General features: G+C 69.8%; 21 protein-coding genes and 2 pseudogenes. 14 read left to right on the top strand and 9 right to left on the bottom strand.

Annotated features, from left to right (window positions below):
* Window positions 1-26: 26 nt before the first annotated feature.
* From lepB to B4N89_RS52855, 4 genes are all read right to left on the bottom strand, one after another.
* On the bottom strand, window positions 27-608 hold the full coding sequence (gene lepB, locus B4N89_RS41235; protein WP_201261153.1) for a signal peptidase I: 582 nt from the start codon (window positions 606-608) through the stop codon (window positions 27-29).
* Complete coding sequence (locus B4N89_RS41230; protein ID WP_235619280.1) at window positions 605-2,554, bottom strand: ABC transporter ATP-binding protein; 1,950 nt, start codon at window positions 2,552-2,554, stop codon at window positions 605-607. Before B4N89_RS41230 ends, lepB begins: the two co-directional genes overlap by 4 nt.
* 102 nt (window positions 2,555-2,656) lie before the next feature.
* Complete coding sequence (locus tag B4N89_RS50985) at window positions 2,657-2,827, bottom strand: hypothetical protein (RefSeq protein ID WP_201261152.1); 171 nt, start codon at window positions 2,825-2,827, stop codon at window positions 2,657-2,659.
* A complete protein-coding gene (locus B4N89_RS52855) occupies window positions 2,824-2,952 on the bottom strand; it encodes a hypothetical protein (RefSeq protein ID WP_268812596.1) in 129 nt (42 codons plus the stop codon). Before B4N89_RS52855 ends, B4N89_RS50985 begins: the two co-directional genes overlap by 4 nt.
* A gap of 344 nt (window positions 2,953-3,296) precedes the next feature.
* On the opposite strand from B4N89_RS52855, the gene B4N89_RS41225 reads away from it, so the two are divergent.
* Together B4N89_RS41225 and B4N89_RS41220 are read left to right on the top strand one after the other, a co-directional pair.
* Complete coding sequence (locus B4N89_RS41225; protein WP_078981762.1) at window positions 3,297-3,842, top strand: MauE/DoxX family redox-associated membrane protein; 546 nt, start codon at window positions 3,297-3,299, stop codon at window positions 3,840-3,842.
* 4 nt (window positions 3,843-3,846) lie between these two features.
* Window positions 3,847-4,377: a TlpA family protein disulfide reductase gene (locus tag B4N89_RS41220; RefSeq protein ID WP_078981761.1), complete on the top strand. Its 531-nt coding sequence runs from the start codon at window positions 3,847-3,849 to the stop codon at window positions 4,375-4,377.
* Between the two features lie 141 nt (window positions 4,378-4,518).
* On the opposite strand, the gene B4N89_RS41215 is transcribed toward B4N89_RS41220, so the two are convergent.
* Window positions 4,519-5,166, bottom strand: coding sequence for a hypothetical protein (locus tag B4N89_RS41215; RefSeq protein ID WP_161500995.1), 648 nt, complete (start codon window positions 5,164-5,166; stop codon window positions 4,519-4,521).
* A 583-nt stretch (window positions 5,167-5,749) separates the two neighbouring features.
* Between B4N89_RS41215 and B4N89_RS41210 the strand changes: the two genes are divergently transcribed.
* The 4 genes from B4N89_RS41210 to B4N89_RS41195 all read left to right on the top strand — a co-directional run bounded on the left by B4N89_RS41210 (window position 5,750) and on the right by B4N89_RS41195 (window position 12,374).
* Window positions 5,750-8,881 (top strand): amino acid adenylation domain-containing protein, encoded by a 3,132-nt coding sequence (locus tag B4N89_RS41210; RefSeq protein WP_161500994.1) that lies wholly within the window; start codon window positions 5,750-5,752, stop codon window positions 8,879-8,881.
* Window positions 8,882-8,906: 25 nt separating this feature from the next.
* Entirely contained in the window at window positions 8,907-10,175 is a 1,269-nt protein-coding gene (locus B4N89_RS41205; RefSeq protein WP_078981758.1) for an FAD-dependent oxidoreductase, read from the top strand.
* Window positions 10,176-10,269: 94 nt separating this feature from the next.
* Window positions 10,270-11,496, top strand: a complete 1,227-nt coding sequence (locus B4N89_RS41200; protein ID WP_078982353.1) for an aminotransferase class I/II-fold pyridoxal phosphate-dependent enzyme — start codon at window positions 10,270-10,272, stop codon at window positions 11,494-11,496.
* Window positions 11,497-11,939: 443 nt separating this feature from the next.
* Entirely contained in the window at window positions 11,940-12,374 is a 435-nt protein-coding gene (locus B4N89_RS41195; protein WP_161500993.1) for a nuclear transport factor 2 family protein, read from the top strand.
* Between the two features lie 239 nt (window positions 12,375-12,613).
* On the opposite strand, the gene B4N89_RS41190 is transcribed toward B4N89_RS41195, so the two are convergent.
* Together B4N89_RS41190 and B4N89_RS41185 are read right to left on the bottom strand one after the other, a co-directional pair.
* Window positions 12,614-13,147, bottom strand: coding sequence for an alpha/beta hydrolase family protein (locus B4N89_RS41190; RefSeq protein WP_078981756.1), 534 nt, complete (start codon window positions 13,145-13,147; stop codon window positions 12,614-12,616).
* Window positions 13,129-14,130 (bottom strand): FadR/GntR family transcriptional regulator, encoded by a 1,002-nt coding sequence (locus B4N89_RS41185; RefSeq protein ID WP_235619279.1) that lies wholly within the window; start codon window positions 14,128-14,130, stop codon window positions 13,129-13,131. The genes B4N89_RS41190 and B4N89_RS41185 overlap by 19 nt, the downstream gene beginning before the upstream one ends.
* An 84-nt stretch (window positions 14,131-14,214) precedes the next feature.
* Between B4N89_RS41185 and B4N89_RS41180 the strand changes: the two genes are divergently transcribed.
* The 3 genes from B4N89_RS41180 (at window position 14,215) to B4N89_RS41170 (ending at window position 17,161) form a co-directional block, all read left to right on the top strand.
* Entirely contained in the window at window positions 14,215-15,054 is an 840-nt protein-coding gene (locus B4N89_RS41180) for a fumarylacetoacetate hydrolase family protein (RefSeq protein ID WP_078981755.1), read from the top strand.
* A gap of 32 nt (window positions 15,055-15,086) precedes the next feature.
* On the top strand, window positions 15,087-16,013 hold the full coding sequence (locus B4N89_RS41175) for a VOC family protein (RefSeq protein ID WP_078981754.1): 927 nt from the start codon (window positions 15,087-15,089) through the stop codon (window positions 16,011-16,013).
* A 215-nt stretch (window positions 16,014-16,228) separates the two neighbouring features.
* A complete protein-coding gene (locus B4N89_RS41170; RefSeq protein WP_078981753.1) occupies window positions 16,229-17,161 on the top strand; it encodes a TY-Chap domain-containing protein in 933 nt (310 codons plus the stop codon).
* 1,512 nt (window positions 17,162-18,673) lie between these two features.
* Here B4N89_RS41170 and B4N89_RS41155 read toward each other — a convergent pair.
* Window positions 18,674-19,501 (bottom strand): class I SAM-dependent methyltransferase, encoded by an 828-nt coding sequence (locus tag B4N89_RS41155; protein WP_235619278.1) that lies wholly within the window; start codon window positions 19,499-19,501, stop codon window positions 18,674-18,676.
* Window positions 19,494-19,658, bottom strand: a complete 165-nt coding sequence (locus B4N89_RS52215; RefSeq protein WP_235619277.1) for a hypothetical protein — start codon at window positions 19,656-19,658, stop codon at window positions 19,494-19,496. Before B4N89_RS52215 ends, B4N89_RS41155 begins: the two co-directional genes overlap by 8 nt.
* Before the next feature lie 37 nt (window positions 19,659-19,695).
* On the opposite strand from B4N89_RS52215, the gene B4N89_RS41150 reads away from it, so the two are divergent.
* From B4N89_RS41150 to B4N89_RS53590, 5 genes and pseudogenes are all read left to right on the top strand, one after another.
* On the top strand, window positions 19,696-20,043 hold the full coding sequence (locus tag B4N89_RS41150; protein WP_235619276.1) for a hypothetical protein: 348 nt from the start codon (window positions 19,696-19,698) through the stop codon (window positions 20,041-20,043).
* Window positions 20,040-20,909 carry an ATP-binding protein gene (locus tag B4N89_RS41145; protein ID WP_414646470.1) on the top strand — a complete coding sequence of 290 codons (870 nt, stop codon included), beginning with the start codon at window positions 20,040-20,042 and terminating at the stop codon, window positions 20,907-20,909. Before B4N89_RS41150 ends, B4N89_RS41145 begins: the two co-directional genes overlap by 4 nt.
* Window positions 20,910-21,356: 447 nt before the next feature.
* A complete protein-coding gene (locus tag B4N89_RS41140) occupies window positions 21,357-21,875 on the top strand; it encodes a hypothetical protein (protein ID WP_078981750.1) in 519 nt (172 codons plus the stop codon).
* 429 nt (window positions 21,876-22,304) lie between these two features.
* Window positions 22,305-22,610 (top strand): annotated as a pseudogene (locus tag B4N89_RS53595) (transposase); the annotation flags it as partial.
* A gap of 12 nt (window positions 22,611-22,622) precedes the next feature.
* A pseudogene (locus B4N89_RS53590) lies at window positions 22,623-22,833 on the top strand (hypothetical protein); the annotation flags it as partial.
* Window positions 22,834-23,515 lie beyond the last annotated feature (682 nt).

Here is a 23,515-nt window from a genome sequence, read left to right as displayed (position 1 = left end):
CGGTGGCGTCGACCGGGGCCACGATGTCACCGGCCGGGGGATTGTCCGGCGCGGGGGAGAGGTGCCGTGTGCGGGCGGGTGTTCGCGGATCGATCGGGACGACGCCACCGCCCGCGGGCCACGGGCCAGGGGATTCGGGGGCCGGCCCCGACCACGCCCAGGACGGTGGACGCCGGCACGTATCCGAAGTGGCGTGAGTCGTGGGAACGCGGCGCGTCCCCGCGCACCACCAGCGAACCCGCGGGCACGACACCGTCGTTCGGGGCGCGTACGACGTCGCGCATCTCGACCGGTACGGGATCGCCGGGCACCGCCGCGACCCGTTTGACCAGCCAGCGCGGATCCCGATCCGCGCCCAGGGCGGCGGTCGGGTTGCGGAACACGACGACGTCCCCCCGACGTACCGGCGCGGCGCAGTCGACCAGCACGCGGTCGCCGTCGGCGAACGTCGGCGCCATGCTCGTGCCGGTCACCCGGACGAGTGCGAGGCGCGAGCGCAACGCGCGTGCTCCGGCCAGCACCAGGATCACCGTCGCGACAACGGCCGACCCCACCATGCCGCCGGGCGCCGCCCGCGCGCTCGTCGTCTCGCGCCGGCTTCCGGTCACCGCGTCTCCTCGACGATCGTCGGCCCCGCGTGGCCCGCGTATCCGGCGGCCTGGAGCGCGAACAGCCGGGCGTAGTGCCCGTCGGGCAATGCCATCAGCTCGTCGTGGCGTCCCGATTCGACGATGCGGCCGTTGTCGAGCACCGCGATCGTGTCGGCGTCGCGCAGTGCGCCGAGGCGGTGCGACACGAGCAGGCTCGTTCGCCCCCGACGATGCCGGCGCAGCGTGCGGTGTACCCGATGTTCGGCCTCCGGGTCCAGGCCCGCGCTCGGTTCGTCGAGGATGAGCAGGTCGGTGTCTCGGCGCATCAGCGAGCGGGCCAGCGCGACCCGCTGCCACTGTCCGCCCGAAAGCGTGACGCCGCCCCTGGCGTCGTCCTCGTCGCGATGGACGCGGCTGAGCTGGGTGTCGTATCCGTCGGGAAGGCGCGCGAGGTCGGCGTCGATGCCGGCGAGGTTCGCGCTCTCGCGCACCCGTGCCCGGTCCTCGCGGTGCGCGACGTCGCCGACGCCGATGTTCTCGGCGGCGGTCAGGTCGTACGCCATGTAGTCCTGGAAGGTCGCGCCGACACGGCGGCGCAGTTCGACCACGCTCATCGTGCGGATGTCGACACCGTCCCAGCGGATCGTGCCGCGTTCGGGGTCGTAGAACCGACACAGCAGTTTGATCAGCGTGCTCTTGCCGGCGCCGTTGCGCCCCACCAGACCGATCGTGTGGCCGGCCGGCACGACGAGATCGACGCCGCGCAGCACCCACGGCCCGTCGGCGTCGTAGCGGAACCACACATCGCGGAACTCGATGCGATCGCGCAGGGCCGGTACCGGATCGGCGCCTCCGGGCAGGTCGTCGGGCGTGTCCATGAGCGCGAGGTAGTGGCCGAGGAGGCGCACTCCCGACGCGGCCAGGCCCGCCTGCATGACCACGCCGGTGAACGCGCCCTGCACGCCCGCCGACGCGGCGACGAAGAGCGTCACGTCCCCGACGCCGAATCGGCCGTCGGCGGCGCCGATCACGACGACGACCATGCCCAGACCCGCGACGAGCGCGTTCAGGGCGGCGAATCCCGATTGCACGAGCGCGGTGCGACGCGCGACCGCGAGTTCGGCGTCGGTGGCGTCGGCGAGTGCGCGCACCAGCCGCGCGTGCAGGAAACCGCCGAGTCCGAACAGCCGGATCTCCTTGGCCGCGCGCGGGTCGATCAGCAGGGATCGGTAGAACAACCGCCGGCGTTGGCGCCCGGACGTCATCTCCCAGACCGCGACCTGGCGCCGTGCCATGGACAGACGTGCCAGGAGCGCGGCGCCGCCGCAGAGCAGGAGCAGCCCCACCATCGGCGGCCACACCGCGAAGAGCACGCCGACGAACGCGCCCAGGGACGCGACCGAGCGCAACACCTCCTGCGTGAACATGGTGATGTTGTGCGGCGCGTCCTGCGATGCCTGCTGCGCGAGCCGCAGGCGATCATGGAACGCGGGGTCCTCGAACCGGCGCAGGCCCCGGAACTCGTCGACCTTGGCGAACAGGTCGCGCTCGACCGTCGCCACCAGTCTGCGTCGCACCAACTCATTGAGATAGCCGGTGAGTTGGACGAGTACCGTCGCGACCGCGCCGATCCCCGCCACCGCGACGGCGAGCGCGACGACACGGCCCTTGTCGATGTGATCGCCGCGCGCGAGTTCGTCGAACAAGAGCTTGGTGAGCCACGCGGCAGCGGCCGGCAGCACGCCGACCGCCACCGTCGCGGCGAACATGAGCGTGGCCCCGACCGGCGCCGCCCGAAACTGGAGGGTCAACGCGACTTTCGCCGCTCGGGGCCGCAGTCGGGCCGCCGGTGACGTGTCACCCTCGCCGGTCCCGGCCGAGGTCGACATCAGCGGGGGAAGCCGGTTCGTACGCAGGTGCCCGGGCGGTCGTGGCGGTCCTCGACGCCGCCCCGACACGCGCATGCCCGGACCATGCCCATGACGCACACGCCGGCCGGCTCCCGTCCCGAGACCAGTCCCGGGAGCCGATCGAACCTTGCCACGATCGCCCTCATCGTGCCGCCTTCAGCAGGGGAAGCGGGTCGGGAGGCAGCGGTCCCAGCAGTCGTAGCGATACTCGTAGCCGTCGACACACGCACACGTTTGGCCCATGTCGTCGTAGCAGGCGCCTGCCTGCCCCCGGCCGAGGGCGAGTTCCAGGAGCCGGTCACCGAGTCTTGCGATGGTGCCCTTCATCGTGAACCTCCGAAGTCCGTCGTCCAGTGGATCGGCGTTGCTGCGCCGATCGTCATCGGGGACGTGCCCGAACGGTCGTTCCGAAAAGCGATCACGCCGATTTCAGCACCCAGGGTTTCGATCACGCGTTCATCGCGGACCTTCCGGCACGGGTGGAACCGGGAAAGCCGTCGAGCGCCTTCACCGGAACGAGACGTTAGGGCGTGCGGTCGACGGACCGCAATAGTGTCGTCCAACGTGTGCTCGCCGATGCCCACTCGGCGCGGGCCGCGTACCGGCGCCGCCCGCCCGGTACCCCGGAGCGGAACGGTTCATGCCGTGAACACGCCTGACACACAACGAAGTTGCCGTATCGCAGGCCGCCTCGGGCGGCGCGCGGACACGGCGTTCGCCGGCTCTGTCGCGAACGCCGGCAACGCGTTACATTGCCTCGATCGGTCGGTCCGGTGGAGGGAAGCGAGGGCGATCGATGGGATACGCGTTACTCGCGTGCCGCGTGCTCCTGGGCCTCGTCCTGGTGGCCTCCGCAGGCGGAAAACTACGTGGTGGCGAGGCATTTCGCGCTTTCGTCGAGGCCACGAGGGAACTGGGAGCGCCGGCCCGGCGGGCGCGCTCGATCGCGATCGCCGTGGTCGTGGGCGAGATCGCCGCGGCACTGTCGCTCGCGGCACCACCGAACGGATTCGTGGGATTCGCCCTCGCCCTGCCGCTGTTGACGGCCTTCACGATCGCCATCCTCGGCGCGCTGCGCCGGGGAACGAACGCGTCGTGCGCGTGCTTCGGCGCGTCCGCGACGCCGATCGGCCGCCGGCACGTGGTGCGCAACGCCGTGCTGATCACGGTCGCCGGAACCGGACTGGCCCTCGGCGCGGCCGGAGCGTCGAACCCGACGCACCTCGCCGGCGCCCTGACGGCGGTGTCGTGCGCGGTGATCGGAGCACTCGTACTGATCTCCACCGACGAACTGGCCGAACTGTTCGATCTCGGTTCCGCCCCTGGCCCCATCGGGAGGTAACGCCATGCCGTTCCTGATCGCCGCCGTCGTGGTCCTCACGGTGTTGTGCCTGCTGAATCTGCTGCTGACCTTCGGGATCGTCCGCAAACTCCGCGCACAGCGCGATCATTCGCGCCCCGGGGCCGCGGATCTCCTGCTGTCCGTCGGTTCGACCGTGCCGCACTTCTCCGCGGTGACCACGACCGGTGAGACGATCACGCGAGAAGGCCTGGGCGAAACGTTGTTCGGGTTCTTCTCGCCGAACTGTCGCGCGTGTACCGAGCGTTTGCCGCGGTTCGTCGAGACGGCCCGACGCGAGAGCGGTCGCAGCGTGCTCGCCGTGCTGCACGGTGACGTCGCGACGACCCGCGCACAGGTGGCGGCCCTTCGCGACATCGCTCGCGTCGTGGTCGAGGCGTCGCCCGAACGCCCGCTGGGTACCGCCTTCGCGATCACGGGGTATCCGGCGTTCGGCGTGATCGACGCGCACGGGACGGTGACCGCGACGGGCCTCGACCCCGAACGACTCACCGCGCCCGCCCGCACGACGACCTGACCGGACCCGCCCCCCGACGCCCGATCCCGGGGCAGCGGTACCCCCGGGGGACGGGCCCGGGATCCGACATGACGAGAGGCCACCGAACGCCCTGCGATCGCTCCCAGTGCCGCGATCGTGTCCCGGGCGGTGTCGTCCGGGTCACTTGTCGTGCACGAACCCCCAGTAGTCGGCGACGATCGAGTCGAGTTGGCGGGCGGCCTCGAGGATGTCCTCGGGGTCCTCGCCGTGCTCCAGCCCGTAGGCGATCGTCTCGGCGGACTTGTCGACGAACTCCGGGGCAGGTTCGCTTCCCCACCACTCCATGTACTCGATGAGCGGTACCGGTATGTTGCCCAACTTGCGCCCCGCGGCGGCGATTCGGCCGTAGAGCGGACACCAGACGGCCAGGTCGCTGTGCACGTACAGCGCCACCCCGCCGGGCTTGCCGAGCATGCCCGGCGCGATCAGACTGCCGACGGCGCGGGCCAGGCGTCCGCTGGTGGAGACGGAGAATTCCTCGGGCCGCAGGTCGACCGACCGAGCCGCCTCGGCCAGCAACAGGCGTGCCTGCGCCAGAGTTTGCACGACGAGGGCGAAGAGGTTCAACGGCGCGTCGTCGTGGTGGCGCGCGACCAGGAGCCCGTAGGTGACCAGTTCGGCCTCCTGGCAGTTGAACTCCGCGATCACCAGGCGCTGGAGCAGTTCCCGGTCCACGTCTCCGGCGCGTACGCGTGCGACGGTCTCGTTGCCCTCGATGCACCGTTCGACATCGGGTCGCATGGTTTCGATCAGCTGCTCGACACTCATCATGGTCCTTTCTGAGGCCGGTGCCCGGCGAGGTCGCCTTCTCGGGAGTTTTGAAATCGAAAAGAGCCGCCGATGGCCGGTCCATGGATCGATTCCCGAACCGATCTTCGGACCGGTCCGCCGATGGCGGTCTCCTGTGCCGGGGCGGCTACCCGGCCGCATCGATACCAATCGAACCCCGGTTGCCCGAGTGTGGGAATTCGATATCGACAGGACGGGTTCCGGTTTCGCCCCGACGCGACGCCCCCGGGGCGGACCCGCCATGTTTCGCACGCCACGGATGGGTCGAAATCCGCAGGTCGGGGTGCTGGCGGATGGATCGACTCCGGGAAAGTTGGATACACCACCGCGGCTGCTCTCGATATTCGATCACATATTTCTCGAAGCGTGCCGCCGGCGTGATTCCGATGATCGAAACCAAGAAATACGACACGCAGGTGAAGGGAGTGGCCGGAGAATCACCAGAGCCGTTTCCACGGATGGATCCCAAGGATTTCCGGACAATATTCGCCGGCAATGCATCGAGTCATGGAAAACGGTGAAGACGTTTCAGCGACCCTCCACCAAAAGACGGGAATCCCCCATGTCAGCCCCCGACCGGGACGACACCTCGCGCGCGCGCCATGTGGCCGTGGTGCGGGAGATCAACGATGTGCACACCGACTATCCGCGCGAGGCGACCGTGCACGAACTGTTCGCCCGCCAGGCGCAGCGCACCCCGGACGCACCCGCGATCGTGCGCGGCGACCGTCGCCTGACCTATCGCGAACTGCGCTCGGACGTGGAGCGGTTGGCCGACCGGCTGGTCGCCGAGGGCGTACGGCCGGGCGACGTGGTGGCGGTGGTACTGCCGCGGTCGATCGAGTGCGTCACCGCGGTCCTGGGCGTGCTCAGCGCCGGCGCGGCCTACCTGCCCCTGGATCCGGACTACCCCGAACGCCGCTTGACCCAGACGCTCACCGACGCCGAGGTGCGGGTCGCGATCAGTGACGAGCGCCACCGCGCGTCGCTGGACGACCTGGCCGAGGGCCCGGCCGTGGTGGACGTACACGATCTGCCGGAGTCCACGGGCGCCGCGCGTTCGGTCCGGGTCGGCCCCGACGACCCCGCCTACGTCATCTACACGTCCGGCTCCACCGGCGAGCCCAAGGGCGTGGTCGTCTCGCACCGGGGTCAGGTGCGGCTGGTGCGCGAGGGCGACCCGCGCCTGCGCCTGTCGTCGCGCGACGTGCTGTTGGCCACCACCAATCCGACGTTCGACGTCTCCTGTTTCGAGATGTTCGCCGCCCTGCTCAACGGGGCGTGCCTGGTCGTGGCGGAGGTCGACGCGCTCCTGGCGGCCGACTCGCTGGCGGAGGTGTTGCGCGCGGAGCACGTGACGGTCATGTGGCTGAGCGCGGGGCTGTTCCACCAGATGGCCATGGTGCGCCCGGCGATGTTCTCCGGTCTGCGCATGCTGATCGCGGGCGGGGATGCGCTCTCGCCGGAAGCGGTGCGTCAGGTCCTGGCCGAGGGCCCTCCCGGGGCGCTGCTCAACGGCTACGGGCCCACCGAGAACGCGTCGCTGTCCACCGTGCACGAGATCACCGAACTCGCCCCGGACGCCCGGACGGTGCCGATCGGCACGCCGGTCGCCAACTCCACCGCGTACGTGCTCACCTCCGACGGCGAACTCGCCGACGCGGGCGAGAGCGGCGAACTGTGGGTCGGCGGCGACGGCGTGGCCCTGGAATACCTCGGCAGGCCGAAGGCGACCGAGGACCACTTCGTGAACGATCCCTTCACCCCGGACGCCACCGGGCGGCTGTACCGCACCGGCGACCTGGCCCGGTGGCGCGAGGACGGTGTCCTGGAATTCCTCGGACGGCGCGACCGCCAGGTCAAGGTCCGCGGCTACCGGATCGAACTCGACGAGATCGAGGCGCACCTGACCAAGCACGACCACGTACGCGAGGCGGCGGCGGTCGCCTCGCACGAAGGCGACCGGGAATCGCTGATCGCCTGGGTCACCGCCGCCGAGGACGCCGACGCCGGCGAACTGCCCGGGGAATTGCGCGACTACCTGCGCGACCGGCTGCCCGAGTACATGGTGCCGCGGCCCATCCTGGTGCGCTCCTCGCTGCCGCTGGCCGACTCGGGCAAGCTCGACCGGCGGCGGCTGCTGCGCGAGGCGCAGGAGCGGGCCGAGGCCGACACCGCCGAGGGCCCCGATCCGCGCACACCCGTGGAAAAGACGACGGCCGAGGTGTGGTCGGAGGTCGTCGGGGTCGAGACCATCGGCCGCGACACGGACTTCTTCGCCCTGGGCGGGAACTCGCTCCAGGCGACCCGCGTCGCGGCGGCCTGTCGTGCCCGTTTCGACCTCGATCCCGGGCACAGCCGGTTCCTGATCCGCGTCCTGCTCGACAACCCGACACTGGGCGCGTTCGCCGCCCGTGTCGCGTCACTGATCGAGGACCCGGGCCAGGACACCGCCGAGGACGCGGTGGACTTCGAGGCCGAGGCGCGGTTGGACCCCGAGCGGCGTTTTCCCTCCGCGCAGGAACCGCCCACCACCGGCCGACTGGTGTTCCTCACCGGCTCCACCGGGTTCCTGGGCACCTACCTGCTCGACGCCCTTCTCGACGACGGACTCGCCGAGAAGGTCGTGTGCCTGGTCCGGGCACCGAACGAAGACCGGGGCCGGCGCCGACTGGCCGCGCGCATGCGTCGCTACGGGCTCGACCCCACACGCCTGGACGAACGCGTCACCCTCGTGCTCGGCGACCTGAAGCAGCCGCGGTTCGGCCTCGACGAGGCCGCGTTCGACGCGCTGAGCGAGTCGGTCGACACGATCCTGCACGCCGGTTCGCAGGTGAACTTCGCCTACCCCTACGCCGCACTGCGCGAGAGCAACGTGGGCGGCACCCGCACCGTGCTGGACCTCGCCTCGCGCGGCACCGCCAAGATCCTGCACTACGTGTCCACCATCGCGGTGATCGCCGGCTTCGGCGTCTCCGGCGTCGACCGGGTGGAGGAGGACGAACCGCTGCGCTTCGGCGACCGGATCTCGCTGGGCTACCCCGAGAGCAAGTGGGTGGCCGAGCGGCTGGTGGCACAGGCCGCGCAACAGGGCCTCGCGACGGCCGTGTACCGACCCTACGAGATCACCGGGACCACCGACGAAGGCATCTGGAACACCGACACGATGATGTGCGCGCTGTTTCGCAGCATCGCCGAGACGGGCCTGGCCCCCGACATCCCGCTGCCGCTGGACTTCGTACCCGTCGACTACACCGCCCGGGCCATCGTGCACATCCTGGCCCGACAGGCCGCGTGGGGACACGCCTACAACATCGCCAACCCGCATGACGCGCGGCTGGGAGCGTTGGTGGAGCGGCTGCGCGCGATGGGCTACCCCATTCGCACCGTCTCCTACGACGAATGGGTCTCGTACATGGCGGCCCTGACCGCACGCGATCCCGACCAGCCGATGGCGCCGTTCATGCCGATGTTCCTGGAGTCCGCGCACGACGCGGACATCTCGGTGAAGGAGATGTACTTCGCCGGCACCTTCCCGGACTTCGGCCGCGCCAATCTCGACGAGGCCCTGGCCGACTCCGGATTGACCTGCCCTCCGGTCGACGCCGACCTGCTGGACATGTATCTGCGCTACTTCGTCTCGTCCGGCTTCCTGCAGCCGCCCGACCACCCGGATCGACCGCACGCGCGCTGACCGCATCCAACACAGGGAGAAGAACATGCGCATCGCCGTCATCGGCGCGGGCATCGCCGGGTTGACCGCCGCCTGGCTGCTCGACGAGGAACATCGAGTCACCGTCCACGAGGCCGCCGACCGGGTCGGCGGCAACATCCACACGATCCCCGTCAAGGGCGCCGGCGACGGCGCCCTGCCCGTCGACCTCGGCGCCCAACTGCTTTCCCCCACCGCATACCCCTGTCACACCGCCCTGCGCCGGGCCCTGGGGCTGGCGGCCGACCACACCCTGAACGTCCCGATGACCGCCACGTTCGCACGGGCGGGACACGCGACACCGACGTTGGTCACCGCGGACTCCCCGGCGGACGGGGCCACCGGCCGTACCCCGGTGGGCGGCCCGGCCGCGGCGACGTTCGCGACACTGCTCGCCGACGTGGTCCGCCTGGACGCCGAGAACGGCCCCGTCACCACCACCGTCGCCGAACTGGCCGCCACACTGCCGCCCGACGAGGTACGGGGCACCTTCCTGGCATGGTGCGCCTCCCTCGTCGGCTGCACACTCGACCAGGCCGCCGAGATGCCCGCCCGGGCGCTCGCCGTCTGGACCACCGGAGCCTCCCCCGAACACCCCGACGCCGCACCCGTGTGGCATCTGCTCGCCACCGGACTGGGGGAGGTCGCCGGCCGGATCGCCGCCTCGCTCCACACCGCCGTCCGCGTCGGCACGCCCGCGCACTCGATCGAGATCCGGGACGGCCGGCCGCACGTACGCGACGCGACCGCAACCACCGGCTACGACGCGGTCGTCGTCGCGACGCAGGCCCCGCAAGCCCGGGACCTGCTCCGCGGCTGCCCCGATCTCCAGGCCCCGGCAACCCACTTGGCGTCGTACGAGTACGTCCCCACGACCGTGGTCCTGCACCGCGACCCCGTCCACATGCCGCCCGACCGGGCGCACTGGTCCACCACCTGCGTCACCGTGGACGATCCGTGGGCCGAGAGCACGGTGTGGCTGGGTCCGGTCCTGGGCGCCGACATCTTCAAAAGTTGGGTCACCCACCGCGACGAGCCGCACGACGTCATCGCCCGCGCCGAATACCGACAACTGCGCCCCACCGTCGCCGGATCGTTGGCGACCCACGCGCTCGGGGTCCATCAGGGCCGCCACGGCGTGTACTTCGCGGGAAGCCACCTCGCGACCGCCGACAGCCAGGAGGGAGCGGTGCGCTCGGCGATCGACGCGGTGTGCCCACTGATCTCCACCGCAGGTCGGTACGCCCTGCTCACCGCCGGTGCCGCCCGACACTGACCGGCCCTCCCGCGCGGCGCCGACGCGGCGTCGACGCGCGGGCCCGGCGGCGGTGGACGCCACCGGGCCCGCGCACATCCCCAGGAATCCCACCATGGCCCTCAAGACCGCCGCCCGTATCTCCACCATCTCCTACGACATCCGCGGCCCGCTGGCCGCTCTCGCCGACGAACTCGAGGCGGAGGGGCGCGACATCATCCGCCTCCACCTGGGCGACCCGGCGGAACACGGCGTCGCCGCGCCGGCGGCCGTGCTCGACGCCGTGCGGCGCAACCTCGACGCCTCGTGCGGATACGCCCACTCCCAGGGCATACCGCAGGCCCGAGACGCGGTCACCGCCTACTACCGGGACCGCGGAATCGACGACATCGACCCCGACGACGTCACCCTCGGCAACGGCGTCTCGGAACTCGTCCAGGTCGCCCTGCACGCCCTGCTCGACCCCGGCGACCAAGTCCTGCTGCCGGCCCCGGGATACCCGCTGTGGGCCGCGGCCGTGACCCTGGCCGGCGGAACACCGGTGCACTACCGCTGTGACGAGAACGCCGACTGGATCCCCGACCTCGCCGACCTGAGCGCCCGGACCGGACCACGGACGGTGGCGCTCGTCGTCAACTCGCCCCACAACCCCACCGGCGCGGTGTGGCCCGCCCCCGTGCTCCACGCCATGGTCGAACACGCCCGCGCACACGGCCTGACGCTGCTGTCCGACGAGATCTACGCCCACATCCTCTACGACGCCCCGCACACCGTCCTCGCCGGCCTCGCGCCCGACCTGGCCTGCCTCACCTTCGGCGGCCTGTCCAAGACCCATCGGGTGCCCGGATTCCGCGTCGGCTGGATGCTGCTCACCGGTCCACGCCGACACACCGCCGAATACGCGCGCGCACTCCACCTGATCGCGTCGCTGCGCCTGTGCCCCAACGTACCCGCGCAACACGCGATCGTGCCCGCCCTGCGCGACATCGAGCAGACCGCGAGGGAGTTGACCGGGCCCGGCGGTGTGCTGCGCGAACGACACCGGAGCGCGTGGCGGGCGCTGCGCGGGCTGCCCGACGTCGGCTGCGTCCGGCCACGAGGGGCGTTCTACCTCTTCCCCCGCCTGCCGCCGGGCCGCCGAGACGGGCCGTTCGCCCGCGAACTCCTGCGCACGCAAGGGGTGTTGGTCGCCCCCGGCAGCGGCCTGCACCACCCGAAGGGCGACCACATCCGCTTGACGAGCCTGGCCGAACCCGCCCGCTTCGCCGAAGCCGTCACCCGGATCGGCCTCCACCTCGCCTCCCCGAACGGACCGCCGACAACCCGCTCGTCCCACCGGTAGGACGCTCCGCCGTACGAGCGTTCGACTTCGTGATCACCGCGACCGGCGCGTGGGTGATGCCGGCGCTGAACCCGTACGGGCAGTCCGGGTTCGTGGAACTGGCCGCTGGGGCGGCATGCGGAACATCACACCCCTCACGCCCCGGACCCACGTTCCCCAGGGCGAAAACGCCTTCGTACCGACGTCGCTCGGCGACCGACAAGATCCCGAGACGCAACCGGAGCGGCGGATGAGCGTCCACGCTAACCAGACACGAACCCGCCGGCCGACATCGAGAGACCCGCCGAGGCCCGACCGACGGACACGCCGAAACAATGCCCGGCCGTCCGACCCCGATCGTCGACCGCACCGGTCGAAGGCCTCGGTCATGTTCGGTCGGCGTGGAAGACGGGGGCTTCGCTACGCTGGGTGTCTGAATGATCCCACAAGGTAAGGGGAGTCTCTTGGTCGAGCGTTTTCACCCGCTCGCTCCGCGCGAGCGGCAGGCCATTGTCGATCTGTTGACGCGGTTCGATTATTGCCTGGACACGAAGGATTTCGAGGGTTACGCCCGCTGCTTCACCTCCGATGGTGTGTTGTCGTTGCCGTCGGGTGAGGTCCGGGCTCCCGATGTGGCGGAGTTCGTGCGTCGGGATCTGGGGCGCTTCGACCGCACCCACCACATGACCGGCAACCACGTCTTCGAGACGGGGGACGAGCGCGTCCGGCTGCGAGCCAACCTGCTCGCGGTCCACCGCCACGGCACCGATACCCGGGTGCACTGGGACGTGGGAGCGGTGTATCACTGCGTGTGCGAACACACCGACCATGGCTGGCGCTTCGCGCGTGTCGAGTTGGAGGTCGTCTGGGAGAACGGCCGGGCGGACCCCTTCTCCTGAAGCTCGGCCCCGGCCGCGACCGGCATCCGATGTCCGCGCGGGCGTGGTTTCTCGTGCCAGGGCCGGGTGTCGTGCGGTTCCCGATCGTCGCGGGTGGTACGCGGACGCGCCCATGGGAGGCACTACGCCGGCGCCCCCGACCGCGACGACGGCATCCCGGTGGCGGACACAGTGGGTTCGGGCTTCCGGGACGGGGAACTCGAAGTCCGGAAACGGGAAGAGCTCGGCCTCGACCCGCGTCATCGGGCACCCTCCGCGATCTGGGCGCCGGTCCGGAGGAGACGCTCGGCGAACCAGTCGACCGTGGTCTCGATCACGGCTGCCGAAACGTCCGTACCCGGGCCGAGGACGTTGAAGATGTGGTCGGCGCCGGCGAACTCCATGACGGTGGCGTCCTGGCTCGCGGCTGCACAGGCGAGCGCAGCGGACGCGGCGGGTGCCACCAGGTCGTCGTCGGTGCCGGCCATGGCGAGGAGCGGTCGGGCGTACGAGGCGAGGGCGGCGGCCAGGTCCATCGCCCGCACCTCGTCCCACCAGGTGCGGGAGAACGTGAACTGCCCGAACCCGAGGTCCACAAGCGTGTGTTCGGCACCGTGTGCGAATGCGGGCGCCAGCGCTCCGAAGGCGCCGTACGGCGAGGCGACGATCCCGGAGGACCAGGTGGCCGGCGCTGCCGCGCGCGGCTCGGAGCCGGCCAGGAGCGTGGCGATCATCCCGCCCTGCGAGAAGTGATGCGCCTGCTGCTCGAGTTGTGCTACGAGCCGAAGATCCATCCGGGCCGGCGGGGCACAGCGTGGCTTGTCGAGGGTGGTATCGAAGCCTGCTTCGACGGCTTGGGAGTGGCGTCGTGGGTGGTGTTGTGTTCGTGGATGAGTCGAAGGGCCTCGTCGCGGTCACGTCGGTCCAGGGCGTCCACCAGGTCGCGGTGCAGTGCGTGGCGGTCGGCGATGTACTCGCCCAGCGGTTGGTCGCCGGTCGGCAGTACCGACAGGGTGTGTGTCTCGATCAGTTCCAGCAGGTGTATGTAGAGCGAACCGAGCAAGGCGTTCGGGCTGATCGCCGCGATGGCCGCGTGCAGGCGCCAGTTGGCGTGTACGAACGCGACCGGGTCGGCCTCGTCCACGGCGTTCTCCATGGCGGTGACGTGGGGGCGCAACGCGGCGATCTCGGCGGGGGAGGCGTACCAGAGCGCGTCTTCGATGAGCAGCGGGTCCAGCGCGTCACGGATGCGCACGGCCTCGGCGACGTCGTTCTGCTGTGCGTCGAGTGCCAGAACGGAGTTGCCGAGGCGGACCATGGGAGATTGCTCGGCGCTGAAGAGCCCGCCGCCCGGCCCGGGTTTCACACCGACCAGCCCTCGGGCCTGGAGAAGTCGCAGAGCCTCGTTGAAGGTTCCCACGGACACCCCGCAGAGAGTGCGTAGTTCCTCCTTCGTGCCGAGCCGCGAACCGGGAGGAGCGGCCTCGATCAACCTCGTGACCTGCTGCGCCGCCCGTTCGGCGAGCCCCGAGCCCGCCGGTCGCGGGGACCTCCCGGCGCTTCGAGCACCTGCCGGTCCGTTGCTCGGGCGCGGGCCGGGCCCGGCGCGGTGGTCACCGAAGTCGGCTCCCGGCTTCCTGGTCGGCACGAAGCCGTCCGGATCGACTGGCACGTCCACTCCCTCTGCTCTCTCGGTCGGACGGTTGTATCGAGCGTGTGCATTCTGCCTCGACGCTTGACGCTGTAGCTGCCGCCGCCGCAAAATCTTGCTAATCATTATGCTCAATTGTTGGACGCGAGTGGACGGGCCGACGCGGCGCCGAACACCCCACTCCGGTTCGCTCCCTTCAGGAGACTCCCCATGCGTATCGCCAACCTCTCCGGCCGGCCGGTCCTGATCGTCGACGGCAAGGCAGTCGACGTCGAACGAGCCTGCAACGGACGCTTCCCCGCCGACACCCAGGCCCTCTACGAGCGGTGGGAGGAGTTTCGTACCTGGGCCGCCGGCGACCTCCCCGCCGGCGTGGCGTTCGAGCAGCGCGAATTGGGCGCGCCCGCCCCGGCGCCGCGACAGACGTTCGCCGTCGGCCTGAACTACCGGGACCACGCCGCCGAGTCGGGCTTCGCCGTGCCGGAGCAACTCCCGCCGGTCTTCACCAAGTTCGCCACCAGCATCAGCGGACCCGTCACCGAGGTGAAGTTGCCGGCGGACGGCCACACCGACTGGGAGGTCGAACTGGTCGCGGTGATCGGACGCGCCGCTCACCATGTCCGCGAAGAGGACGCCTGGAGTCACGTCGCCGGGCTGACGGTCGGCCAGGACATCTCCGAGCGCGTCTCGCAACTGGCCGGCCCGGCACCGCAGTTCAGCCTCGGCAAGTCCTTTCCCGGATTCGCGCCCATGGGTCCGTGGCTGGTGACGCCGGACGAGTTCGACAACCCCGACGACCTCGAACTGCGTTGCGCGATCAACGGGGAACAGGTCCAAAAAGGCCACACCCGTGACCTGATCTTCCCCGTGCCCACCCTCATCGCCCGCCTCTCCGCCGTGCTGCCGCTCCTGCCGGGCGACGTGATCTTCACCGGCACCCCCGCGGGCGTCGGCCTCGGCCGAAACCCGCAACGCTGGTTGGCCCCGGGCGACGAACTCGTCAGCACCATCGAGGGCATCGGTGAACTGCGCCAGACCTTCGTGGCCTGAGCCCGGGCGTCGACGGACGAAGGAGTCCTCTCGTGGCACTGCACCGACTGACCTCCATCATCATGGGGGTGCCCAACGTCGCCGAAACCGCCGCCTACTACGCCGAGTTCGGCCTCACTCCGGAGGGAGACGGCTGGTTCGCCACCCGGGACGGCGGACGCCAACTCGGGATCGTCCACGCGCCCACCCGCCGCCTGGTGGAGGTCAGGATCGGCGTCGACACCGCCGACGACCTGGCGGCCGCCGCCTCCCGCCTGAAGCGGCTCGGCGTCGCCCGCCACATCGACGACGGCGCGCTGACCGCATACGACGGGCCCACGGCCGTGCGCGCCGTCCTCGAGATCGCGCCACGCCCGACGCAGGAACCGGTCGCGGCCACCGCCTACAACGGTCCCGGTCGCGCCGAGCGCACGGACTCGCGTGCGCCCGGCGTCCTGCGTACCGAACGAGTACGCCCGCGCAAGCTGGGACACGCCGTCATCGGCACCACCGATCTCGACGCCACCACGGCCTTCTTCCGCGAGGGGCTCGGCTTCAGGGCCTCGGACTACATCAAGGACCACGGGGCGTTCCTGCGCTGTTCCACCGATCACCACAACATCCTGGTCCTGGCCGCGCCGGTCGCCTTCCTGCACCATTCCTCCTGGCAGGTCGACGACATCGACGAAGTCGGCCGCGGTGCCGCCGCGATGCTGGAGGGCCATCCCGACCGCCACGTCTGGGGTCTGGGCCGGCACTACGCCGGCTCGAACTTCTTCTGGTATCTCAAAGACCCGGCGGGCAACTTCAGCGAGTACTACTCCGACATGGACTGCGTGGTCGACGACCAGCTGTGGACGCCGGAAGTCCTGGAGGGAGCCAGGGGCCTGTTCAACTGGGGCCCGCCACCTCCGCCTTCCTTCCTGGCCCCCGAGGACCTGGCCGCGTTGATGACCGGAATCCACGGCGCATCGAGCTGATCCCACGAGCGGAAGGCGGTTGCCGCCCTGCGCGTCCCCGGGGGCGCGCAGGACTCGCGCGCGACGGCGCGCGCCTACCGGCGAATGGCGCTGACCGGGCACACGGAGGGTGGGCCGCCCCGCTCCCTGGCCGGTTACGCCGTCCCCTCATCCACTCCCGACACCACGGCCCATCGGGTCCGCCGTTGTCGTACGGCGTGGCCATACTGTGCGGCATGGAATTCACGGTCTGGGAAGCGCTGTTGGAGCCGGGAAGCGGCGCGGTGCCGCGTGTCGCCGACGTGGTTGCCGATGACTATCTGCGTACGTGGGATCGGGTGCGGATCGGTGTGCCGGAGGGGGCGTCGGTCACGATGACTCGCAACGGTGATTTTGTGGTGGCCGATGTGTTCCTGCCCGATGGGGCATCGGCGCTGACGGCGGATCAGGAGCAGGCGCTGACGGACTTGGGCTGGTACTACGGGTCGGGGTCGACGGTGATCGATCCGATATGGACCCTTGACTGGCGCTCGTATGCCGACGCGGAGGTCCGCGCGGTGCGGGGTGGGTCGGTGGTCGCCGTGTTGCGTGACGTGTTGGCGTTGCCCGCGGAAGGGGTGACGGTGCGCGGATGGGGTAACGACGGCCCGTTCGAGGTGGGATGGGGGCTGGAGCGGTTCGACGACCGGCCCAGTGCGCTCGGCGCGCCCGAACTGTGTACCGAATGGGACGACTTGCGGCCCCGACTGGACTGGGTGTTGGGGACGTTGCCGACCGATGCCGCGGTGGTGATGCAGGGGCCGGACGAGAGCGTCGTGCAGTTCATGACGTCGGTCGACGGGACGATGGCCACCAGCGCGGTGGATCCCGAGTTGGATCCCGAGAACGTGCCGACACGGGACGCCCCCGGGAGCGAGCGGGCCCGGCGGATGTTCGCGGCCGGCTGGTGGCCGACACATGTCGCCGGGCTGGACCCCGGAGAGTGGGAGTGGACGTTGGGTCGGCCGAACGTCCACGCGGGTGCCGGGTCGCTGGCTCGCAAGGCGGTGGCGGCCTTGCGTACGCTGGGCGCCGAGCGGCCGACGGATGTGCGGGTGAGGTCCTTCCGCAACGGCTCCCGGCCCGATCCGCTGTATGTGCCAGGCGAGTTGGGGCTCGCGAAAGAATAACGGCGCACAGGTACGCCGCAGGGGCTCGAACCGGCGGAGTCCACCCGCGCCCCTGGTGCTGGTGGGGGCGTTGACGAGCGAGGTTGACTTGAGGGACGTTACACAGAATCGACCGGGTCGCACGGTCTGCCGCCAGTCGTGGCGACCTACACCCGGGAGGCCGACGTCCTGCGCGAGCGCTTTGCGACTCTGTCGGTGGAACTCGCGGAAAACGATGCGCAGTTGAAGACCGTTCAGGCCCGGCGCGTGGTCCTGGCGGAAGTCCTCGACGAGATGGACGCGAGGATCTCCGGTCCCGTTGCGACGTCCCCGACGGTTCCCGGTGCCGAATTGTGGAAGGCCGATTCGGTCGGGGGCGAGCCGCCGGACGGGGAGGGTCGGGCGTCGATCATCGAATCGTCCGAGCCGCGGGACCGCTCCGCGGTGGAGCCCGGAGGAACGCGGGCGGGACACGCGAGTTGGGCGACACGATCGCGCGACTGCCGGCGACCCCGGGTCGGTCGATGCGTGCTCGGGGGCGACCGAAAGCCCCGGAGGCGAGACGCCGCGGCGTGACCTGGAGACGACGCGGGTGACGTTGAAGCGCCCGGTGTGCACGGGCGTTCTGGCGATTCGCCAGGGGTTGATGTTCAACAGTTTCGAAGGCGCCGGTGTTCTTGCGGTGCCGGCATCGAAGTGCTCTTCGATTTGAGGGGGCGCCGGTGCCGCGTCAGTCCAAGGTCGAGTTGTACGCGGCGCTGAACCGCGCAAGCCCATGCCGCCGAGAGCGACGTTGCTGGATCCGTACAAGCCGCTGGTCGACGCGATGTTGCGGGCGGACCTGGACGCGCCGCGCAAGCAGCGACACACCGTGAAGCGGGTCTTCGATCGGCTGGTCGACGAGCACGCCGCAGTAGGGATCTCGTATCCCATGGTCCGCCGCCATGTCGCGGCCCGGAAGCCGCAGATCCCGCAGGCCGCAGGCCGGGCGTCGGGGAGTCGTTCGTGCCGCAGACACACCAGCGCGGGATGGAGGCCGAGGTCGATTTCGGGGACGTCAAGGTCCGGCCGGCCGGCTGGCCGGCGAGCTGGTGACCTGCTTCCTGTTCTCGTTGCGGCTGTCGTATTCGGGCAAGGCGGTCCACCGGGTGTTCGCCTCCGGCGGACAGGAAGCCTTCTTCGAGGGCCACGTGCCCGCGCTGAACGTGCTGGGCGGTGTCCCGCACGGGGAGATCCGCTACGACAGCCTCAAGGCCGCGGTCGCCCAGGTGATCGGGTTCGCCCGGCAGCGGATGGAGACGCCGCCGAAGCCGAGCGTGAAGGCCGGCTCGGCGAGGTGGAGGGCCTACAGGTCAGCCTTGCAGGCGCTCAGGACAAGCTTGCGCAACTCGCTGCCGAGTCGCGCCGATTCCATGCGGTCAGCCTCGGCATGCCGGCCTTCGGCCGGGTCGCCCTCGGTACGCGTGAGCCGACAAGGCCCTCTCCAGCGGATGATCAGGCCGGGGCCGGTAGTTCAAGGATCGGTCCTCTGCCTCACCCGGCGCGCTGTCCGACACGCAGGACGCTCAGATAACGGCGTGATGCCCGGTCGCCCATCCGCGTGCGGATGCGCTCGGCGATGGCGTCAAGCAGGGGCTCGCGGACATCACGGTCGAGCCTCCGGTACAGCGACTGCGAGCGTAGGAGATCGGCAAAGCCCTCTCCGTCGAACCACTGAACGGTCGGATACCACCGCACGACAGTCGGGCCGAACAATCCTCCGGGATCGTCGACCGGGCCCCAACCCTCGTCGGTGCCGCGCACGTCTTCTTCGAGTGGCGGATGACCCCAATCAGGGTTCCCAGGGTAGAACCGCTCGTGGAGATCGGCGGTCTCGGCGTACACCTCCGGCTCTCCTGGCCGGCGGACAACGACGTGGCCGAGCAGCGCCATCCAGCCTCCGGGATGGAGCACGTCGTGCGCTCGCCGCCGGCCGATCAACGGGTCCACCCAGTGCCACGACGATGCGGCCACGAGGACATCGAAGCGTCGACCGCGGTTGTCCCACTCCTCGAACGTCGACGTCTCGACTTCGACGTTGTGGAAGGAGGCGAGCCGGTTGCGAGCGAATGCGGCCATGTCCACGCCCGCCTCGACGGCGGTCACTGAGCACCCGCGTGCTGCCAGCGAGCGAGTCGCCTGACCGGTACCACAGCCCACCTCCAGCACCGACGACCTGTGGTCCAAGCCGGTGACAGCGGCAAGATCCGCGAACAGCTCATCGGGGTATCCCGGCCGGACCCGGTCGTAGAGCTCCGGCACCTCGTCGAACACTCGGCCGAGGTCGTATCGATTCGGGCGCGTCTCCGGATCATCAGTCACGAACGCACAAGCTATGAGGCGCGTCCACAGAGACGCCACTGGTTTCCCGCAGCCGCTGACGCGCTGCCGCCGACTGGTCGAGATCCGCGACAACCTGATCGCCCGCATCGCCGAAGCCGAGCGCGAAGGCCGGCTCGGCGAGGTTGAAGGACTGCACGTCAGCTTCGCCGGCGCAGCCGGCCCGGTGGATCACTGTGTTCTGGAAGCACCTGCACCGCGTCGGCGTCCCGTTCGGCGAGTCGGCCTGGGACCACGCCCGCGCCCAGGCCCCGGGCGGAACCGAGGAACAGATCGCGGATGCGGCAGCAGCCCTGCTCGGCCGTGCTCACAACGGCCCCGACGAGGAGAGAGCCCGCCCGTCCAACCGGTCCCGTCGCGGCCGCCGTGTCGCCGCCCGCAACCGGGCCACCGCCACGGACCGGCCGGTCTCCGATCCGCCTGCCATCGAGCCGGCGCCCGACGACGAGGCGGACTCCGACCTCGCCAAGGTCATCCCGCGGGGCCCGTTCGACCCGCTCGCCGACCCCTGGAGGCGCCCGTGACCATCTCCGAGCGGAGATTCGTCGACGGCACGCCCGAACCCACAACCCGGCTGCTGCCCGCTGAGTTGCGGCGGCTTTCTGCGACAGAGCGGGGCCTCTACGACGAGGCCCGCATGGACCACCATGCCCGGATGCTCGTGGTCGCCACGTCCTTCGTCGAGAAGACGGTCACCTGCGGCCGGCGGCTCGTCCTGCTCAACCGGCACGCGATCAGCGCCCGCCGCGGCCTGATCGTCTCCGGCCTGCCCGGTACCGGCAAGACCATCGCCATCACCCAGCTCGGACGGCCCCACGAACTCCTCGACCGAGCCCGGCATCCCCGTGTCCCGGACCGCATCCCGGTGCTCTACATCACCGTCCCGCCTGCCGCGACCGCCCGGATGATCGCTGCGGAGTTCGCCCGATTCCTGGGGCTGCCCATCCGCTCCCGGCTGAACATGACCGACATCATCGAGGCGGTGGTCGGTGTCTGCACCGACACCCGCACCGGCTTGGTTCTGGTCGATGAGATTCACAACATCTCGCAGACCACCCGGTCCGGCGCCGAAGTCTCCGACACCTTGAAGTACTTCTCCGAGCGCATCCCCGCGACGTTCGTCCACGCGGGCATCGGCGTCGAGGAGAGCGAACTTCTGGCCGGCACGCGCGGGGCCCAGATCGCGGGCCGGTTCACACTTGTCCCCACTCGCCCATTCCCCTTCGGCACCGACTGGAAGGGGCTGGTGGCCACCCTGGAGCTTGGTCAGCTCGACCGCTATCTGCCAGCTACCTGCACGGCCTCCTCACCGGCTCATCGAACTGGTTCGGACAGCCCCGCCTCGAACGCCTTGCCGCGTTGGCCCCAGCCGCCCCTTCGAACTCCTTGAACAAGTCCTGCAGATGCCCGACCACCCCGGCGGCAGCGCGCGCGAGCTCCAACCCCTTGTCGCCCAAGAAGATCGACAAGAAGGAGCTCTACCGGCGCATCCGGCGCGACGCCGAACAGGAAGCCCTCCGATGCGAGCTCTGGAAAAGCGCCACAACGTCTCCTGGCGAACCGTCCGGGCCGCGCCCTGGACGGCTCTGAACCCCGCCCCCGCAAACCGCTACCTCGTCGACCGACCGCCATCGATCCTGTCCAGCACCTCGTCGACTCCATGGTCGAAGCGGGGCACCGCCCCACAGAGATCCGGGCGAAGCTCATGGACGAGCACGAGACCTCGATCTCCTACGGGGTCATCAGACGCTACGTGCAGGATAGAACTCGCGGCTGGGTCCTCCGGGAGCTCTGAAAATGGCGCATCACGCGATCTGCCTGCGACTATCGTGCCTCCGTGACGCTGACCGACACCGAGATAGCCGCCCTGATCGCACCTGCCGGGCTTCACTTCGTGCAACGGCGTCAGGACGAGGTCCCCCTGCCGCCACTGCCCGCGGGGTGCTCGCCGGCGAGTGCGCGCCCCGAGCATGGGCGATTCGACTCATATACGGACGAAATCGCCGATGTCGACGCCCCGGACATGGCTGACAAGGTCAACGCGAGTTGGTTTCGGATGGCAACGCAATACGGACTCTTCAATCAGGACCGGGAGTTCCTTCTCGGCGTCGACTACAACCCGCACCCTACGGACGGAGAGCCCGAAGATGACGACTGGGCCTGGGTCCAGGTCCGCCTGCTCGACGACTGGGACCTGGTCACGAGCGAAGTGACCAAGCTACGGAGCGGGTTCGCGACACTGTTCACTACGCACTTCGTGCCGGAATTTACCGCGGTGTCGCTGGACGGACGCATGATGATGAACACCACCGTCTGGGGCAACGGCACAGTCAGTACCATCGTCATCCGCCCCTAGCGATCAACTTCGGAGCTCTACTCCTGCTGACAATGAACTCAGTCGTCGCAGGTCAGAGCATCGTGGTCGACCAACTTCGCTGTCCAAGGACGGTAACGACCGGACAACCGCCGCCCGTTTTCACATCCAAAGCCAGGCGTCCTGACCGAGGTCGAGATGGCCCCAATCGGGTCGCCTCGGTGCGGGTTCGTGTCGGGAAGGGAGCCGCTCGACGCACCGCCGCCGGTCAACAGGAGAACGGCTCTCCCCAAGGGGAGGGCCGCAGCGTCGATCGAGGATTGCGGCCTCGCCGACGCCTTCAAGACGTGGTCCCAACAAGGCCCTCGTTCGCCCCCGAGCCAGGGTCCATATCCGGTTGTGATCGATCTGTGGGATTCGTCGTCAAGGTAGTGTCGGTCCGGTAGACGGTCTTGTTGTGGCGAGAAGCAACTGACGGACGCAGAGTGGGAGTTCATCGGGCCGTACCTGCCGATCGGTGCGTACGGTCCGTATCCGGAGCGGCCGCGGCGGCAGTTCGAGGGTGTGATCCGGAAGTTCGGACGGGTGGGCAGTGGCGTGAGGTGCCGGAGCGGGTCGGTGCGTGGCCGACCGTCCACGATCGTTTCCGGCAGTGGCGGGACGCCCGGTGTCTTCGAGGCCCTGATCGCGGAAGCGGCGAAGCGGGGCGGCGTGGACCTGTCGTTGGTGAGTGTGGACTCGACCACCGTCCGGGCGCACCACGACGCCGCCGGGATGCATCTGGACCCCGACACCGGCCTCTACAAGGAACAGGAATACCGTCGAGCGGTGCATCAACAGGCTCAAGGCTCGGCGCGGCATTGCCGCCAGATGTGACAAGACTCCCGAGAGCTACCTCACCGGCCTCCACCTACGCGCCGCGATGATCTGGATCGGCGACCTCAGCCGGAGCACCTGTCGATCTCAACTGGATACGCGCTCAACTGGATACGCGGCCTAGAGGAAACTTGAGTTCTGCGGGGATGACGTGGCCTGTTTCGTCGTCCCCGGACGCGAGACGCGCCGGGGACGGTAAGGCTGATCCCCATGCCCGATGTGGTCAAAGCCGGACACAACGCCACTCCAGGAAACGCTTCGAGGCGGGCGACGGTGACGACGTCGGGCCAGGCGGTCCCGGCGCTCAGGTCGGCGACGGCCTGCCGGTCGACGAGAAAGCCGAGAACCGCCTGACGCAGGCTCAGTTCCCGCTCGGCCAGGATTCGGTCTGCCTCGTCACACCTCCGACCATGTGGTCGCACTCCCTCGTATGGTGGTGGCGGCCGATCCCTGGTCCGGCCAGTTGACCAGCACCTTTATTCTCGCCATGACGCTCGGCAAGGAGCCTCTCACGGCGGATCGCCGGCGCCCTGTCTCAGGGAAGAGGGAGTGCCATTGGGCGGGCGGTGTCATGGGGCGGAGGCACGCTGCCGCCATGAATATCTCCTACGAAGCGAAACCTGCCCGTCGCGGACTCAGGGTGATGGACTGGGTCGTATCGATGGGCGGGCCGCTCGTCGTCCTTCCTGTATAGGCGCTTCTGGAATGGTGCGGTTGCACCGAAGCCGGATGGTCATCGGCGACACCGACGATCCCGCCGACTACGACCGGGCGTGCGCGGTGGACGTCTCGCTGCGGTGATCGAC

Source organism: Embleya scabrispora, assembly GCF_002024165.1.
Taxonomy (GTDB): Bacteria; Actinomycetota; Actinomycetes; order Streptomycetales; family Streptomycetaceae; genus Embleya; species Embleya scabrispora_A.
Note: the sequence above shows the minus strand (reverse complement) of the source record. Positions and strands in the feature narration are given on the sequence as shown.